The 15,615-nt window shown below is 61.7% G+C and carries 14 protein-coding genes; 13 read left to right on the top strand and 1 reads right to left on the bottom strand.

The genetic code is table 11. The annotated features are described in order from the left end of the window. Position 1: 1 nt before the first annotated feature. The 11 genes from HY737_01525 (at position 2) to HY737_01475 (ending at position 12,111) form a co-directional block, all read left to right on the top strand. Positions 2–2,005 (top strand): response regulator, encoded by a 2,004-nt coding sequence (locus HY737_01525; protein MBI4597069.1) that lies wholly within the window; start codon positions 2–4, stop codon positions 2,003–2,005. Continuing rightward, complete coding sequence (locus HY737_01520) at positions 2,002–2,388, top strand: response regulator (protein ID MBI4597068.1); 387 nt, start codon at positions 2,002–2,004, stop codon at positions 2,386–2,388. Before HY737_01525 ends, HY737_01520 begins: the two co-directional genes overlap by 4 nt. A gap of 4 nt (positions 2,389–2,392) precedes the next feature. Beyond that, positions 2,393–2,785 (top strand): response regulator, encoded by a 393-nt coding sequence (locus tag HY737_01515; protein ID MBI4597067.1) that lies wholly within the window; start codon positions 2,393–2,395, stop codon positions 2,783–2,785. Between the two features lie 57 nt (positions 2,786–2,842). Next, positions 2,843–3,610 carry a radical SAM protein gene (locus HY737_01510; GenBank protein ID MBI4597066.1) on the top strand — a complete coding sequence of 256 codons (768 nt, stop codon included), beginning with the start codon at positions 2,843–2,845 and terminating at the stop codon, positions 3,608–3,610. Continuing rightward, on the top strand, positions 3,607–4,647 hold the full coding sequence (locus HY737_01505; protein ID MBI4597065.1) for an aldo/keto reductase: 1,041 nt from the start codon (positions 3,607–3,609) through the stop codon (positions 4,645–4,647). The genes HY737_01510 and HY737_01505 overlap by 4 nt, the downstream gene beginning before the upstream one ends. Beyond that, positions 4,625–5,680: an Lrp/AsnC family transcriptional regulator gene (locus HY737_01500; GenBank protein ID MBI4597064.1), complete on the top strand. Its 1,056-nt coding sequence runs from the start codon at positions 4,625–4,627 to the stop codon at positions 5,678–5,680. Before HY737_01505 ends, HY737_01500 begins: the two co-directional genes overlap by 23 nt. 16 nt (positions 5,681–5,696) lie before the next feature. Further along, complete coding sequence (locus HY737_01495; GenBank protein ID MBI4597063.1) at positions 5,697–7,346, top strand: nitrite reductase; 1,650 nt, start codon at positions 5,697–5,699, stop codon at positions 7,344–7,346. A gap of 32 nt (positions 7,347–7,378) precedes the next feature. After that, positions 7,379–7,792, top strand: coding sequence for a DsrE family protein (locus HY737_01490; protein ID MBI4597062.1), 414 nt, complete (start codon positions 7,379–7,381; stop codon positions 7,790–7,792). 115 nt (positions 7,793–7,907) lie between these two features. Further along, positions 7,908–9,056, top strand: a complete 1,149-nt coding sequence (gene moeB, locus HY737_01485) for a molybdopterin-synthase adenylyltransferase MoeB (protein MBI4597061.1) — start codon at positions 7,908–7,910, stop codon at positions 9,054–9,056. A 68-nt stretch (positions 9,057–9,124) separates the two neighbouring features. Continuing rightward, complete coding sequence (locus HY737_01480; GenBank protein MBI4597060.1) at positions 9,125–11,434, top strand: response regulator; 2,310 nt, start codon at positions 9,125–9,127, stop codon at positions 11,432–11,434. Next, on the top strand, positions 11,434–12,111 hold the full coding sequence (locus HY737_01475; GenBank protein ID MBI4597059.1) for an aquaporin: 678 nt from the start codon (positions 11,434–11,436) through the stop codon (positions 12,109–12,111). The genes HY737_01480 and HY737_01475 overlap by 1 nt, the downstream gene beginning before the upstream one ends. Before the next feature lie 37 nt (positions 12,112–12,148). Here the strand turns inward: HY737_01475 and HY737_01470 are convergent, their stop codons facing one another. After that, positions 12,149–13,915 (bottom strand): ABC transporter ATP-binding protein, encoded by a 1,767-nt coding sequence (locus HY737_01470; protein MBI4597058.1) that lies wholly within the window; start codon positions 13,913–13,915, stop codon positions 12,149–12,151. A gap of 32 nt (positions 13,916–13,947) precedes the next feature. Here HY737_01470 and dusB point away from each other — a divergent pair, with 32 nt between their 5' ends. Beyond that, positions 13,948–14,898: a tRNA dihydrouridine synthase DusB gene (gene dusB, locus HY737_01465; GenBank protein MBI4597057.1), complete on the top strand. Its 951-nt coding sequence runs from the start codon at positions 13,948–13,950 to the stop codon at positions 14,896–14,898. Between the two features lie 8 nt (positions 14,899–14,906). Then, positions 14,907–15,506 (top strand): Maf-like protein, encoded by a 600-nt coding sequence (locus tag HY737_01460; protein ID MBI4597056.1) that lies wholly within the window; start codon positions 14,907–14,909, stop codon positions 15,504–15,506. The last annotated feature ends 109 nt before the right edge of the window (positions 15,507–15,615 follow it).

Here is a 15,615-nt window from a genome sequence, read left to right as displayed (position 1 = left end):
CATGGACCAGACCCCACGCTCCATTCTCCTGATTGAGGACGACGAAGGGCAAGCCCTCCTGACCAAGGAAGCCCTCGAGCATGAAGGCTTCGTCGTCGACGTCTGCCGGACCGGCCGCCAAGGCCTGGAGCGGATCGTGGCGGCCTCCTTCGATGTGTACCTGCTGGACATGAAGCTGCCCGATCTGCACGGCACGGAAATCCTGCGGCGGATTACCACCATGAAACCCGGAGCGGTGTGCATCATCTTAAGCGGCCACGGCGATGAGGTGCTGGCGGTTGAGGCGATGAAGCTCGGCGCCTACGATTACATCATCAAATCCCCCCACATGGGCCATCTGACGGCGCTGCCGGTGGTGATCCGCGAGGTCTTGGAGCGCAAGCACTTGAAGGATGAGCGCGAGCAGCTGCAGAATGAGTTGTGGGAGCACGCCCGGCTGCTGGAGGAGCGCAATGTCGAGCTGCGGCGCGCTAATGATGAGCTCAAGCGCTTGGATGAGCTCAAAACCGACTTCGTCTCCATGGTCAGCCACGAATTGCGCACGCCCATGTCGACCATCAAAGAGTTCACCGCCATCATCGCCGATGGGATCGCGGGCGACGTCACGCCGGATCAGACGGAATATCTCTCCATCATCACCGCCAATGTCGATCGGCTCTCTCGGATCATCGACGACCTCCTCGACATGGCGAAAATCGAGGCCGGCCGGGTGCTGCTGAATAAGCGGTTGGTGGAGCCTCAGGCGCTGGTCGATGCCGTGATACAGTCGATGCGGCCCCTGGCGGAGAGCAAGCGCGTCAGCCTTGAGACGGACCTTCCTCCGGGGCTGCCGAGCCTCTTCGTGGATGCCGATAAAATGACGCAAGTGCTCGTGAATCTCGTGAGCAACGCCATCAAATTCACCGATCCTGGCGGGAAAGTGCGCCTGGCGGTCTTTGAGCAGTCCACGGAGCTCGAATTCAGCGTCTCCGATACCGGGGTGGGGATCGCCCCGGATGATCTGCCGAAGCTCTTCGAGAAATTCCAGCAGTTCCGCCGCAGCATCGGCGGCAGCGGCTCCAAAGGCACCGGGCTTGGGCTGGCGATCAGCCGGCGGCTGGTTGAGCTGCACGGGGGGTCCATTCGAGCCTCGAGCGAGCCGGGCAAGGGCAGCGTGTTTTCCTTCACCCTGCCCAAGCAGCATTTGGATGACGTCTTCCGCGAATACCTCCGCGCGGGGGTTGAATCGGCGAAACGCCGGCAGGCCCCCTTTTCGATTGCGGTCGTGGCGGTGGTCAAGTTCCAGGAGCTGATGGCGTTGTACGGGCTGGAGGAAATGAGCCGGATGCTGAAGGAGATGGAGCTGCTCATTCGGGATACCATCCGCCGCCGGGCCGGCGATGTCGTCATTCGGTGGCACCGCGGCGAGATGGTCGTGATGCTCTCAGAGGTCGATAAAGCCACGGCCCAGACGATCATGGCGCGGCTGCTGCGCACCATCAACGCCTGGCGGCTGACCGTGGACGGCCGCGCGATCAAGGTCTCTGTGACAGTTGCCACGGCGACCTACCCCGATGACGCCCTGAATGATGAGGAGCTCTTGCGCGCCGCCGATCGCCAAGTCCAGCATGCCCAGGAAGTCAAGCCGTGCGTCTTGGTCGTGGACGATGAGCCGAAAGTGCGGCAATTCATTGCCGAGGCGCTGGAGCACCGCGGCTATGACGTCCTGGCCGCCGAGGGGGGGCTCCAAGCCCTTGAGCTGCTGAAGCTCCACCACGCTGACGTGATTCTGCTGGATCTGATGATGCCGGTGATGGAAGGGTACGAGGTCTATCATCTCCTGAAGGAAAACCCCAACACGAGAGACATCCCGGTCATCATCGTGACCGGCAAAGGCGAGCGCACCGATGAACGGCTGGGGCTGGATCATCCGACCTACAACCACATTGCCAAGCCGTTTCAGCTCGAAGACTTGTTGGCGAAAGTGCGCGACGTGCTGCAGCAGGACCCCAAGGGGGCCGGGTGATGGGCAAGCGTGTGCTGATCGTGGATGATGAGTCGGATCTGCGCTACGCGCTGGCGATCCGCCTGCGGGCCGCCGGCTTCCTGTGCGAGACAGCCGAGAACGGCGAAGAGGGGCTGGCGAAGGCCCGGCAGGCGCCGCCGCCGGATCTGCTCATCGTCGATTTGCTCATGCCGAAGATGAATGGCTATGAAATGCTCCAGCGCCTCAAGGCCGACCCAGCGACCGCGAAGATTCCCGCGATGGTCCTCACCGCGCTGCCGGAGCGGGCGCGGGAGCGGCAATTGGCCAAACTCGATTCCGTGATCGTCATGCAGAAGCCGTTTCACTCGGAGCAGGTGGTTTCAGCAGTCCAATCGCTGTTAGACGCGGCACAAGGAGGGTGATGCCATGGCACCGCCGGGGGGAAAGAAAATCCTTATCGTGGATGATGAGCAGCAGTTGGCACTCGCCATTAAAATCCGATTGCAGTCGAAAGGCTATCAGGCGTTTGTCGCCAACGACGGCCAGCAAGCCCTCGCGTTGGTGGAGCAGGAGCATCCGGATCTGATCATTCTTGATGTGTTGATGCCGGTCATGGACGGCTATTCGTGCTTGCGGGAGCTCAACCACCGGTTCGGCCGCAGCAAAACCCCGGTCATCATCTTGACGGCGCGCGACCGGATGAAAGATTTGTTTGAGCTTGAAGGCGTCGAGGACTACATCATCAAACCGTTTGACCACGAAGACCTGCTGTTGCGGATCGACCGGGTCTTCAAGCGCCGCGCCGCCGCACCAACCTAAGAGTGGCCGCCACATTGACGTCGTCAAGATCCTGCCCTACAATAGGTTTTCTCGACGATGCCGACACCAATTCCCCTCCAAGATGCTGCGGTCTACGGCCCGATCCATTCTCGGCGATTCGGCCACTCCCTGGGGATCAATCTCCTGCCGGTGAGCCGAAAGGTCTGTTCGTCGAATTGCGTCTACTGCCAATATGGGTGGACGACGGCGAAGGGCTCCCCCGAGCGGATGCGGCGGGCCCCAGAGCTGCTGGCCGAGATCCGGCGGAGTCTGCAGCGCTATGCCGAGGCGAAGACGCCGGTGGACTGCCTGACATTTGCCGGCAACGGCGAGCCCACCCTGCATCCGGACCTCGCCGCGCTGGTGGATGGAGTCAAGCAGCTGCGCGATGCCTATTTTCCTCGCGCGGCCGTCGGGATGCTCTCCGATGCGACCCAGGTAATGCGTCCGCGCGTGCGCGAGGCCCTGGCGCTGCTGGATGTGCGGTGCATGAAATTCGACGCGGCGGATGCCGCGACCTGGCAGCGCATCAATCAACCGCTGGTTTCGATTGATTTTCAGGCGATGCTCGAGGGGCTCAAGCGCGTCCCCGACATCATCCTCCAGAGCATGTTTATCCACGGGGTTTGCGATAACACTCAGGAGGGCCATCTGCAATTATGGGTCGAGAAAGTCGGCTGGCTCTCGCCGCGCGCGGTGCAGGTCTATACGATCGATCGGCCGACCGCCGCCGACGGGATTCACAAGGTGCCGCGGTCGCAGCTACAGCAGATTGCCGATCGCTTGACATCGACAACCGGCATCCCCACGGAGGTCTTTGCATGAAGACTCGACGCATTGGCGCGACGGATGTGAAGGTATCCGAGGTGGGGTTCGGCGTCTGGACCGTGTCGACAACCTGGTGGGGGATCACAGACGAGGCCGTCGGCATCGAGTTGTTGCGCCGGGCCTTTGACCTTGGCATCACGTTTTTTGATACGGCCGACACCTACGGCCGCGGCCGCGGCGAGACGATCCTGGCTGAAGCCCTTGGCCAGCATCGCAAGGACATCACCATTGGCACGAAGTTCGGCTACGATTTTTATCATCACACCGCGCGCAGCGGCCAGGAGGAGCTCCCCCACGATTGGCGTCCGGAGTACGTGCGCGTAGCACTCGAAGAAAGCCTCACGCGCTTGCAGACGGACCACATCGACATCTATCAATTGCACAACCCCCGCCTCGAGGCGTTACAGCGTGATGATCTCTTCGCCACACTGGAGGCGCTCAAAAGCGAGGGGAAGATCCGCGCGTATGGGCCATCGCTTGGCCCGGCCATCGCCGAGCGCCAGATGGATGAGGGGGCGTATGCGATTGAGCGCCGTAGCGTCGACATGGTGTACATCATCTATAATTTGCTTGAGCAGATGCTGGGCCTGCGGCTCTTTCCTCTCGGCCGGCAGCATCACGCCAGCTTCCTCGTGCGCGTGCCGCATGCCTCAGGATTGCTGGATGGCACCGTCAAGCCTGAGACGGTGTTTGCCGAGCACGATCACCGATTTCATCGCGTCTCCACCGATGAGCGCAAACGACAATGGCAAGTCAACGGCTTGAAGAAAGTTCAGCAGCTCGGGTTTCTCACCGAGCGCGCCGGACGGAGCCTGGGGCAGGCGGCGATACACTTTATCTTGTCAGAGCCGGCCGTGGCATCCGTGCTGCCGAACATCTATAATGAAGCGCTGCTGCAGGAGTTTGTCGCCGCCGCCGCAGCCCCGCCGCTGTCGGCGGAGGCCGTCGCGCGGATTGCCCAATTGTATGCGGCCGATTTCGGCCTCAACGCCGCCGCAGCAGCCGACCTCCATGCCCCAACTGCCAGTGCTTGATCCGATTGACCGAGCGCTCCTCACCGAGGTGCAAAAGCAATTTCCCGTGGTCCACCGGCCCTTTGAGCAGCTTGGAGAAAAACTCGGCCTCTCCGAGCAGGAATGCCTCGCGCGCGTCGGCCGGCTGAAAAGTGAGCACGTGATTCGGCAGCTCTCCGCCATTTTCGATACCCGCACGCTCGGCTACCAAAGCACGCTGGCGGCGATGAAAGTCGATCCGGAGCGCGTGGATGAGGCGGCTGAGGTGGTCAATCAGCACCCCGGCGTGTCGCACAACTACAAGCGCAATGACCCCTTTAACATCTGGTTTACCATCGCGGTGCCGCCCGGGGATTCGCTCGAGCAGGTCATCCAGATTTTGCACACGCTCGCCCGGGCCGAGGAGACCATCATCCTGCCGACCTTGCGGCTGTATAAGATCGGGGTCAAGCTCGATCTGACCGGGCAGGAGTCTGCGCTCGAAAGCCCGGAAGACATTTACGATGAGAAAAAACGATGGGCGCAGAAGCCCCCGCTGAGCGACACCGACATCCGCCTCATCCGCGTGCTGCAAGAGGATCTGCCGCTGCTCGAGATGCCGTATGCCGTCTGGGCCGAGCAGGCCGACATGAGCGAAGAAGACGTATTCGCCTGGGCGACACAGATGGAACGCTTAGGCTACATGCGCCGCTTTGCTGCGATTCTCCACCATCGCAACGCCGGATTTCTGGCCAACGCGATGGTCGTCTGGCAAGTGCCCCAGGAGCAGGCCGATGTCGTCGGCGAGCAGATGGCCCTGTTCCGAGAAGTCAGCCACTGCTACCGCCGCCCGATCTATCCGCATTGGCCCTATCCGCTCTTTACCATGATCCATGCCGCGACGTATTCGGCGTGCATGGACGTCGCCAAGCGCATCGAGGAGCGGACCGGGCCGTTTCCCCACAAGAATCTCTTCAGCACAAAAGAGTACAAGAAAATCCGCGTCAAATACTTCACGCCAGAGCTCGACCGCTGGTGGCACGATGTCGGTAGCAAAGTCGAGTTAGCCAAGTAACATCGTCAGGCCCGTGATGCCGAATACCTCCGAAACCATCAAACAGCGATACGGGAATCCCTTTGACGTGCTGAAGGCCATTGAGCGCGCCGCCACGGCAGGCGTTGAAACGCTGACCGAAGATGATCTGTTCATGTGCAAGTGGCTGGGCCTCTATACGCATCGGCATGAGCCGGAGTATTTCATGCTGCGCACGAAGCAGCCCAACGGGTTTGTGACCCCCGAGCAGCTCGCGGAGATCGCCGCCATCGCCGAGCAATGGCAGAAGGGATATGCCGACATCACCACCCGGCAAGATTTCCAGCTGCACTGGGTCCACTATTCGAAGATTCTCCCGACCCTGGAGCGGCTCAAGCGCGTCGGCATCGGCTCCTTGGGGGCCTGCGGCGATATTCTGCGCAACGTCGTCGGCTGTCCGGTGGCCGGTGTCGATCGCGAAGAGCTTTTCGATGCCAGCCCGATCGCGAAAGCGGTCAGCGACTTTTTCTACGGCAACGTGAAATACGCCAATCTGCCCCGCAAATACAAAATCGGCGTTTCGGGTTGCCGGACGTGGTGCTCATTGCCCGAAATTCAATGCGTCTCGCTGGTGGCAGCCTCACGTGCCGTGGACGGACGGCAAGAGCTAGGGTTTGATCTGCGTGTGGGTGGCGGGCTCTCAACGCAGCCCTTCATCAGCCAGCGGATGAAGGCCTTCATCCGGCCGGAAGACGCCGTGCCGGTCATTCAGCAGATCACGGATCTCTGGAGCGAAACGCCCGAGTATCGCGAGAAACGCCATCATGCGCGGTTTAAATATTTAATCCATGACTGGGGCGTGGCCAAATTTCGTGAAACGGTGGAAGCGCGATTGGGTCGGAAGCTTGATGATGCGCCGGCTGACTATGAGGAGCCTTCAGACAGTTATCGTGATCATGTTGGGGTGCACGCGCAAAAGCAGGATGGGTTGTACTACGTTGGTTCGCCGGTGCTCGTCGGTCGGATCACGAGTCCCCAGATGAAACGAGTCGCGGATCTGTGCCGACGATATGGCGACGGGAACACCATTCGGTTGACCGTCCGGCAGAATATTCTTCTGTTGAATATTCCAGAGCGGAATGTCGAGTCAGTGTTGTCAGGTCTGGCCGATGTCGGACTCTCCATCAATGCGCATCCGATTCGGCGCAGCGTCGTGACCTGCACCGGCACTGAGTTTTGCAAGCTGGCCATCACCGAAACGAAGGCGCGCTCGCGGCAGATCGTGGAGTATCTGGAGCAGCATGTGCCGCTGGCTGAGCCGCTGCGGCTGCATATCACCGGCTGTCCGAACTCGTGCGCGCAATACCAGATTGCGAACATTGGGCTGATGGGATCCAAAACGAAAGTCGATGGTCAAATCGTTGATGCGTATGACGTGTTTGTCGGCGGCCGGTTAGGGAAGGGGGCAGGATTTAATCATCCGATCGTGCGAAAAATTCCCGCCGCCGAATGCGCCAAACGCTTGGAACGCGTGCTGGTCGCCTTCACGCAACAGCGCAAGGCGCGGGAATCGTTTCATGACTGGTGCGCGCGCGTCGGCGATGCCGAGCTGGCCAAACTGCTCACGGGTGGACAGCCGCATCCGCTGTCCAACATGGACGATGTGCCAACACCGCAAGTGCCTGAATCCGATGGACCCGTGTATTAACGGAGCATCTAGCAATTAGCAGATAGCTAACCATGAAATCTCTTGCAGTGATTGTTTCTGGCGTGACGACGAATAACTTCATCCAAGTGCTCACGCTGCTGATGGCGGCGGTGCATTCGGAGATGAAAGTCCGGGTGTTGTTCCGCGACGAATCGGTGTTTCGGCTGACACCAGAGGCCATCAATCAGATTGAGCTCTCGGCGGCGTTTATGGGGGAAGCCGGCGGCGTGATCCAGCGGCTGAAGAAGCTGGACGTCCTCGATGTGCACAAGCTCTGCCGCGACATCAAGGCCTCGGGGGATGTACAATATTACGTGTGCAGTTCATCGCTGGAAATGTGCGGGTTGAAGAAAGAGGATTTGATTCCTGAGATCGACGCGGTGCGCGGCCTTCCGGCGTTTTTGCTCGAAGACGTCGCCACCGCGGACCGCGTCCTCACTTTTTGACGAAAGGACGACCCTTGACACATAACACACGACCTATGACTCACGACACACGACAACAGATGTTTCGTTTGGTCATGTGTCATGGGTCATGTGTCATGGGTCGTTGTTGCGTACGATGGCGCAGTTGACGCGAGATCAGATCTTGAGGTACAGCCGGCATTTGATCATGCCGGAGGTCGGCATTGAGGGGCAGCAACAGCTCAAGGATGCCGGGATGCTGCTCATTGGCGCCGGGGGTTTAGGCTCCCCGCTCGGCCTCTATTTGGCGGCGGCCGGCGTCGGGCGGCTGGGCATCGTGGATTTTGACGTCGTGGATTTCACCAACCTGCAGCGGCAGATCATTCACCGCACCGAGGACGTGGGCCGGTTGAAAGTGGAGTCGGCGAAGGAGCGGATCAACGCGATCAACCCGGATGTTGACGTCACGGCATACAACGCCAAGCTCTCGCGCGACAACATCATGGAGCTGATCGCGCCGTATGACGTGGTCATCGACGGCACGGATAATTTCCCCACGCGCTATTTGGTTAATGACGCGTGCATCTTCCAGAAGAAACCCAACATCTACGGCTCGATCTTTCGGTTTGACGGCCAGGCCACCGTGTTCGCTCCGTTCAGCGGCCCGTGCTATCGCTGTGTGTATCCGGAACCGCCGCCGCCAGGGATGGTGCCAAGCTGCGCTGAAGGCGGGGTGCTGGGCGTGCTTCCCGGCATCATCGGCATCATTCAAGCCACCGAGGCCATCAAGCTCATCATCGGCAAAGGCGACCCGCTGATCGGGCGGCTGCTGCTCTACAATGCGCTGAAGATGGAGTTCCGCGAGGTGAAGCTCAAGCGCGATCCGCAGTGCCCGGTCTGCGGCGAGCATCCAACGGTGAAAGCCCTCATCGACTACGAGGCATTTTGCGGGATCGGCCGGGGAGCTGAGGTTGAGGTCAGGCAGAGCGAGTACGATTTAGGGCCGGGTGAGGTGCAGCAGTATCTCAAGGAGCATCCCGAAACAGTGCTGCTTGATGTGCGCGAGCCGCATGAATTTGAGATCGTCAAGGTGGAGGGCGCGCAGCTGATTCCGCTGTCTGAATTGCCCCTGCGCGCCAACGAGCTCGACACGGCGGATACGATCATCACCTACTGCCATCACGGGCAGCGCAGCCTGCAGGCGATCAAGACGCTGCAGCGTTTCGGCTTCAAGAAACTCAAGCATATGCGCGGGGGCATCGACGCCTGGGCCTGCGAAGTCGACACGGAGATGGCGAGGTATTAAGGGTCTGACCCCTTATTTGACAAGGAGTTAAGAAAAATGCTATGAATGTAGGAGGAAGAAAACGTGGCATGAAGGCTCCAATTGTCACCGCCCTACTGATCGAAGATCGCCCTGCCGATGTTGACGTTGTGAAACAAGCCCTCGCAAAAGATACCTCCGCGACGTTTGATCTCATTCACGTTGACCGGCTCTCTCCGGGCCTGCAGCGGCTGAGCCGGGGCGGCATCGACGTCATTCTCCTCGATCTCATGCTGCCGGATACCAAGGGGTTGGACGCGCTGACGGCCATTCTGCAGTTGAGCGATCGCGTCCCCGTGGTGATTCTCACCGCGTCAGATGACGAAGGGCTAGCTTCCGCAGCGCTGCAGGCCGGCGCCGACGATTATTTGGTGAAAGGCCATCTTGAGGTCTACCCGTACCTGCTGGGCCGCGCGATGCGCTATGCCATTGAGCGCAAACGCGCCGAAGCGGATCTGCTGGCGGCGCACACCCAAACCGAACAGCTCCTGTCCGCCGTTCCCTCCATCCTGATCCGCCTCAGTTTGGATGGCCGCGTGACGCATTGGAATGCCGTGGCTGAGGAGGTGTTCGGCATCGCCGAAGTGACGGTGAGCGGCCGATTGCTCGCGGATGCCGGCATCGCGTGGGACGCCGGCCAAGTTCTCGGCGGCCTCTCCGCATGCCAACTCGCGGATCGCCCCGCATCCCTCGAGCACGTCGCGCTCGCGCGGCCGAATGGCCAAGAGCGCATCCTCCAGTTGACGATCGTTCCGATTCATGACGCCGCCGCCCGGCTCTCCGGGTTTCTGCTCTTCGGCACCGATGTCACCGAGCGGCGCAAGACGGAAGCGGAACGCCTGCGGCTGCAAACCGAGCTCAGCGAGGCGCAGAAACTCGAAACCATCGGCCGCTTCGCCTGGGGGATTGCGCATGACTTCCAGAATTTCCTGCAGGTCATTTTGGGATTTGCGTGGCTGATGCGCGGCCGCTGCCAGGAGCAGCCCGAGCTGCAGAATGATTTGAACGAAATCGTGCATGCGGCGGAGAGCGCCTCAGGCATGATCCGGCAGCTGTTGGCGTTCAGCCGGCGCCAGGCGCTCAAGCCCACCGTGCTGGAGCTGAATCAGACGCTGCGCAATCTTGAGCGCGTGCTGCAGCAATTTGTCGGCGACCGCATCGACGTCGGCCTGTCGCTCCCCAAGGAGTCGCTCTTGGTCAAGCTCGATCCGACGGCGCTGGAGCAGATTCTCATCAATCTCGCCTCCAACGCGCGGGACTCCATGCCGGACGCCGGTCGGCTCACGATCAGCAGCGGCCCTCTCCGGGTGGATGCCGCATTTGCCGCGGGGCGGTCTGGCGCCAAGCCGGGCGACTACATCCGGCTCTCGGTGCAAGACACCGGCACGGGCATGGATCCGACGATCGTCCCCCACATCTTTGAGCCGTTTTTCACCACGAAGCAGCAGGGCAAGGGGGCCGGCCTCGGCATGGCGGTGGTCTATGGATTGGTGAAGCAGCATGAGGGGTTCATCGATATTGAAACAGCACTAGGCCGCGGCACGACCTTCCATCTGTATTTTCCGCGCCAACACGCGCTGGGCCAGGCGGCCAATGGCGTGGCTCCCGCCGTCGCTGCCCGCGTTCGGGCCATCCTCGTCATTGAGCCGGAGGAGCAGGACCGACGATTTGCCGAAGAGATTCTCCGCGAAGGCGGCTACCGCGTGCTCACGGAGGCCGCGACGGTGCCGCCGCTGGACATGGTGAAGCGCCATGCGCAGGACGCCGATGCGATCATTGTCGATCTCTCGATCGGCCAGGAGCATGGCGAAGCGCTGATGATGCGCATCCGAGCGGTCGCTCCCGCGGCGCGGGTCTTGTTGATCAGCGGCTTGATGGATCAGAAGCTGCGCACCCTGACAGGCGCGGTGGAAGGCGTTCGCGTGCTGCAAAAACCGTATCTGCCGGCCCAGCTGCTCGGGGAATTGCGTGAACTGCTGCAGCCCTCGGAGCCCAAGCCGGATGGGTTGCGAGTGCTGGTGGTGGATGATGATCCGGCGATCCGTCGGATGTGCGAGCGGATGCTGGCCGGCCTGTGCCGCGTGACCGTGGCCTCCTCCTCCCCTGAGGCGATCGTCGCCCTTGAGCGCGCCCCCTATGATGTGCTGCTGACGGATCTCATCATGCCGCAGATGGATGGCGTCGAATTGATCGCCCAGGCCACCCGGCGCTGGCCGTCGCTGCGGATTGCCGTCATGTCAGGGTCGCTCAGCGATCAGCTGCAGACGCGCCTGGCGGCGACCCGCGCGCCGATGACCGTGCTACAAAAGCCCTTTACCGCTTCGGGCCTGCGCGCCTTGATGACGCAGCAGGAGATGTGATGAGCGCGAGCGCTGCGGTCATCGCGGAAGGGGTCGGAACATTTGCGCTGGTGTTCATCGGGGCGGGGGCCGTGTGCATGAATCATTGGAGCGGCGGGGCGCTGGGGGTGTTAGGGATTGCGGTCGCGCATGGCGCCGTCTTCGGAGCCATGATCGCAGCCCTCGGGCGCGTCTCAGGCGGGCATTTCAACCCCGCCGTGACCGTGGCGATGCTCAGCGTCAATCGCACCGATCGTCAGACGGCGACGGCGTACGTGTGTTCCCAGCTCGCGGGGGCGGCGAGTGCCGCGCTCGTGCTTCGGCTGTTGCTGCCGAGCGAGGTGTGGCGCGCCGCGCGCCTCGGCGCGCCATCGATCACCGCGGTGACGGTGGGCCAAGCGCTGGTGATTGAGGCGGTCTTGACGTTTTTCCTCGTGCTCGCCGTTTTCGGCGCGGCGGGCAACTCCCAAGGCGGCGGGTCCGCGGCGGCCGGGTGGGGGATCGGCGCCGTGCTGGCGTGTGGTATGCTCCTCGGCGGCCCGGTCACCGGGGCGGCCATGAATCCTGCGCGGGCCTTCGGCCCAGCGCTCCTCGGCGGCGCGCTTGACCATCGGCATGTGGTCTACTGGCTCGGCCCGATCCTCGGCGGCCTGGCTGCGTCTTGGTTGTCCGCGAACGTCTTTTTCGTCAAACGCTAGGCGATATCAGATATCGAATTCGATATCTGATATTGATCTATGACGTCAGCGACAGCGATAATTGCTGCTCGGCATAGCGCCGGTAGAGACTGCCAGCGCGTCGCAACAATTCCTCGTGAGGCCCCTCTTCAATAATCCGGCCCTGATCAAGGACCACGACCACATCCGCGTGCTGGATCGTCGAGAGCCGATGCGCGATGATCAGCGCGGTGCGCCCTTCCAGCAAGCGTGTGAGGGCCTGTTTGACCAATGCCTCGGATTCCGCATCGAGCGCTGACGTCGGCTCATCAAGGATGAGGATCGGGGCATCCTTGAGGAAGGCCCGCGCAATCGCCAGCCGCTGTTTCTGCCCGCCGGAGAGCCTCACACCGCGTTCGCCGATTTCGGTGTCATACCCTTTCGGCAACTGTTCGATGAAGCTGTGCGCGAACGCCGCGCGGGCCGCGGCGCGCAAGGCGTCCGCGCCGGCCTGCGGTTTCCCGTACCGTAAGTTTTCCTCGATCGTTCCGCTGAACAAAATCGGCTCTTGCGAAACGATGGCAATGTGCTCGCGCAGCGATTTCAGCGTGGCCTGCCGGATGTCGATGCCATCGATCACAATGCGCCCTTCCGTGACGTCATAATAGCGGGGCAAGAGTTTGACCAGCGTGGATTTTCCGGCCCCGCTGGGACCGATCAAGGCCGCCGTAGTGCCGGCTGGGATGGTCAGCGTGAGGTTGTTGAGGACGAAGCCCCGCTCGGCGTATTTGAAACTGAGATGTTCAAACCGGATTTCGCCGCGCCCCCGTGTCAGCGCGACGGCCCCGGGCCGTTCCTGCACGTCAGAGAACGTGTCAAAGACCTCGAAGATGCGGTCCATCGCGGCTAAACTGTTGGCGAGGATCAAATTCAACTCAGTGAGCCGTTGGATGGGCGCGTAGAGCAACCCGAGGTAGCCGTAAAACGCCATCAGGGTGCCGACGGTGAGCCGGCTGGCCCACACTTCGGTGGCGCCGAACCACAGCACGAGGATGGGGCCGATCGAGGTCAGAAAACCCGTGGCGCCCAGCGCGATGGATTGCAGCTTCACGCTGCTCATCACGGTCTGAAAATATTCTTCGCTTTGCGCGCGAAATCCTTGCGCTTCGTGTTCTTCCTGCGTGAACGCCTGGATCGTTGAGATGCCTGCGAATTGCTCATGCAAGTCCCCGGACATTTCCTGCAGTTGGTAATGCATGACGCGGCTTTGCTTGCGGATGTCCTTTTGCAACACGTAGGTGATCACGACGTACAAGGGCAGCACGGCCAGCGAGACCAGTGCGAGCCTCGGATGCGCCCAGAAGAGCAAGCCGATAATCACCACCACGCACGACAGGTCCATGATGGTGTTGACGAAGGCCGCCCCGACGAAGTTCTGGGCGGAGGCGATGTCTGTCGTCATCCGCGAGACGACCGCGCCGATTTTCTGCCGCTCGAAGAAGCTCAGGCTCATGCGCTGCACGTGCAGATACAGCGCTTGCCGCAGATCGAAGATGACACGGTGGCCGGCGAGACCGGCGAAGTAGGAGCGCCAATAGCTGGCCACGGCATAGAGCGCGAAGAGCGCGCACAGCCCCCACATGATCAAATGGAGCCGGCCGTGGGAGATGGCCGCGGAGGGCTTGAGAACGTCATCCACGAGAATCTTGATCGTCCAGGGGAGGGACAGGGGGATCAGATAGCGGATGACCCCGAAGCCGACGGCACCTACGAGTACCAGCCGATACGGGCGAACGTAGCGTAAGAAACGCGGCAAGCTGCTTTTTTTCGTCGATGGGGCTACCATGAAGATCCTTAGTATAGCATAATAGGTGGACGATGATTCGACTCAAGACGCTTGAGTTACCGACGGTGGTGCAGTCGCCGATGGCGAATTGCACCGACCTGCCGTTTCGCCTCATTGCCCGGGCCGCCGGCATGCGCTTTGCGTTTCTGGAGATGATTTCTTCTGAGGCGCTGGTGCGCAACGTCCAGCATACCTATGAGATGATGCGAACGCTGCCGGAGGACCGCCCCGTGGGCGCGCAGCTCGTCGGCTGCCATCCCGAGGTGATGGGCGAGGCCGCCGCCACACTCGAGGCCATGGGATTTGACCTGGTCGATCTGAATCTGGGCTGCCCGGTGCCAAAAATCGTCAGCCACGGGGGCGGCTCGATGCTCCTGCGCGAGCCGGGCGCGGCGGAGAAGATCTTTCGGCGCGTGGTCCGCGCCGTGCAGCGGGTTCCCGTCACGGTGAAAATGCGGCTAGGATTCAGGGATGGCACGGGAGCCGAAGCCGCGCAGATTGCGCGGATTGCTCAGGAGTGCGGGGTCGACGCCGTGGCGGTGCACGGCCGCACGCGCGAGCAAGGCTACGCGGGTGCTGCGAATTATGAGGCAATCCGTCGTGTCAAGGAGGCGGTGTCGATTCCCGTCATCGGCAACGGCGACGTGGTGGATGCGGCCAGCGCGCGGCGGCTCTTGGATGTTTCAGGCTGCGATGGCGTCATGATCGGGCGCGGGGCGCTGGGCAATCCCTGGATCTATCGGCAGATCGAAGCCGCGCTGCAGCACGAAGCCGCCCCGCCGCTTCCTGACATGGCGCAACTCAAAACCGTGGTGTTGCGGCACATGGATCTGCAAGAGCAATACGACCATGATCCAGTTGGGCCGTTGCGCCGCATCGTGGCCTGGTACTTCAGAACTTATCCGGGAGCGGCGGCCTTCCGTGATCGTGTCCACCGCGCCCAGACCGTCAACGAGATGCGAGCCCTCGTTCAAGAGTTTTAACTTAGTCGATGTTGTATCTCGCCTCCCGGTCTCCCCGCCGCCGCGCGCTGCTCCGTCAACTCGGCCGGCCGTTTCGCGTCGTCCGTTCGGCCCATCGCGAGACGATCCGCCGCAACGAATCGCCCTCCGCGAACGCGATGCGCAACGCGGTCGGCAAGGCGCGCTGCGCGAAACTCCCGCTGCGCGCTTCCGGGATCGTCATTGGCGCTGACACCTTCCTCTATTTCCAAGGGCGCGTTATTGGCAAACCCAGCACGATGCGCGCGGCATTCCGCCTCTTGAAGAAGCTGAGCGGCAATAGCCATTGGGTGTATACCGGCCTGTGCCTGCTTGATCCCGGGACCGGACGGATGCGCGCGGCCTATGAAAAGACCCAGGTCACGTTTCAGCCGATGACCCGTGGGGCGATTCAGCGGCTGTTCGCGCGAAGCTCGCCGCTCGATAAGGCGGGAGGGTATGCGCTGCAGGCCTGCCTGCCGCGCCGGGCGCGGCGCAGGCAGGCGGATCGCGGGGAGCTGATCGCCCGCATCGCGGGTTCCCGCAGCAACGTCATCGGCCTGCCGCTGGAGCTTTTGCGCCGCGAGCTTGCGGCAATGAAATCATATTGACAATCGAGCGGCTTGTTATATGATGACACTCAGGACGGTGCCGTACTGAACGAACGACCAACACACAATTCGCGTGTCACGACTGATCGCCCCGACGGGAAAACCGCCG

The sequence above is a fragment of the Candidatus Omnitrophota bacterium genome (assembly GCA_016209275.1).
Classification (GTDB): Bacteria; Omnitrophota; Gorgyraeia; order Aquiviventales; family Aquiviventaceae; genus JACQWM01.
Note: the sequence above shows the minus strand (reverse complement) of the source record. Positions and strands in the feature narration are given on the sequence as shown.

What these genes read in the sequence shown, in the direction of transcription:
- HY737_01460 (MBI4597056.1), top strand. Translation starts at nt 14,907, where the DNA reads ATGTTGTATCTCGCCTCCCGGTCTCCCCGCCGCCGCGCGCTGCTCCGT.
- HY737_01525 (MBI4597069.1), top strand. Translation starts at nt 2, where the DNA reads ATGGACCAGACCCCACGCTCCATTCTCCTGATTGAGGACGACGAAGGG.
- dusB (MBI4597057.1), top strand. Translation starts at nt 13,948, where the DNA reads ATGATTCGACTCAAGACGCTTGAGTTACCGACGGTGGTGCAGTCGCCG.
- HY737_01470 (MBI4597058.1), bottom strand. Translation starts at nt 13,915, where the DNA reads ATGGTAGCCCCATCGACGAAAAAAAGCAGCTTGCCGCGTTTCTTACGC.
- HY737_01495 (MBI4597063.1), top strand. Translation starts at nt 5,697, where the DNA reads ATGCCGAATACCTCCGAAACCATCAAACAGCGATACGGGAATCCCTTT.
- HY737_01510 (MBI4597066.1), top strand. Translation starts at nt 2,843, where the DNA reads ATGCCGACACCAATTCCCCTCCAAGATGCTGCGGTCTACGGCCCGATC.
- HY737_01500 (MBI4597064.1), top strand. Translation starts at nt 4,625, where the DNA reads ATGCCCCAACTGCCAGTGCTTGATCCGATTGACCGAGCGCTCCTCACC.
- HY737_01505 (MBI4597065.1), top strand. Translation starts at nt 3,607, where the DNA reads ATGAAGACTCGACGCATTGGCGCGACGGATGTGAAGGTATCCGAGGTG.
- HY737_01475 (MBI4597059.1), top strand. Translation starts at nt 11,434, where the DNA reads ATGAGCGCGAGCGCTGCGGTCATCGCGGAAGGGGTCGGAACATTTGCG.
- HY737_01480 (MBI4597060.1), top strand. Translation starts at nt 9,125, where the DNA reads ATGAAGGCTCCAATTGTCACCGCCCTACTGATCGAAGATCGCCCTGCC.
- moeB (MBI4597061.1), top strand. Translation starts at nt 7,908, where the DNA reads ATGGCGCAGTTGACGCGAGATCAGATCTTGAGGTACAGCCGGCATTTG.
- HY737_01515 (MBI4597067.1), top strand. Translation starts at nt 2,393, where the DNA reads ATGGCACCGCCGGGGGGAAAGAAAATCCTTATCGTGGATGATGAGCAG.
- HY737_01490 (MBI4597062.1), top strand. Translation starts at nt 7,379, where the DNA reads ATGAAATCTCTTGCAGTGATTGTTTCTGGCGTGACGACGAATAACTTC.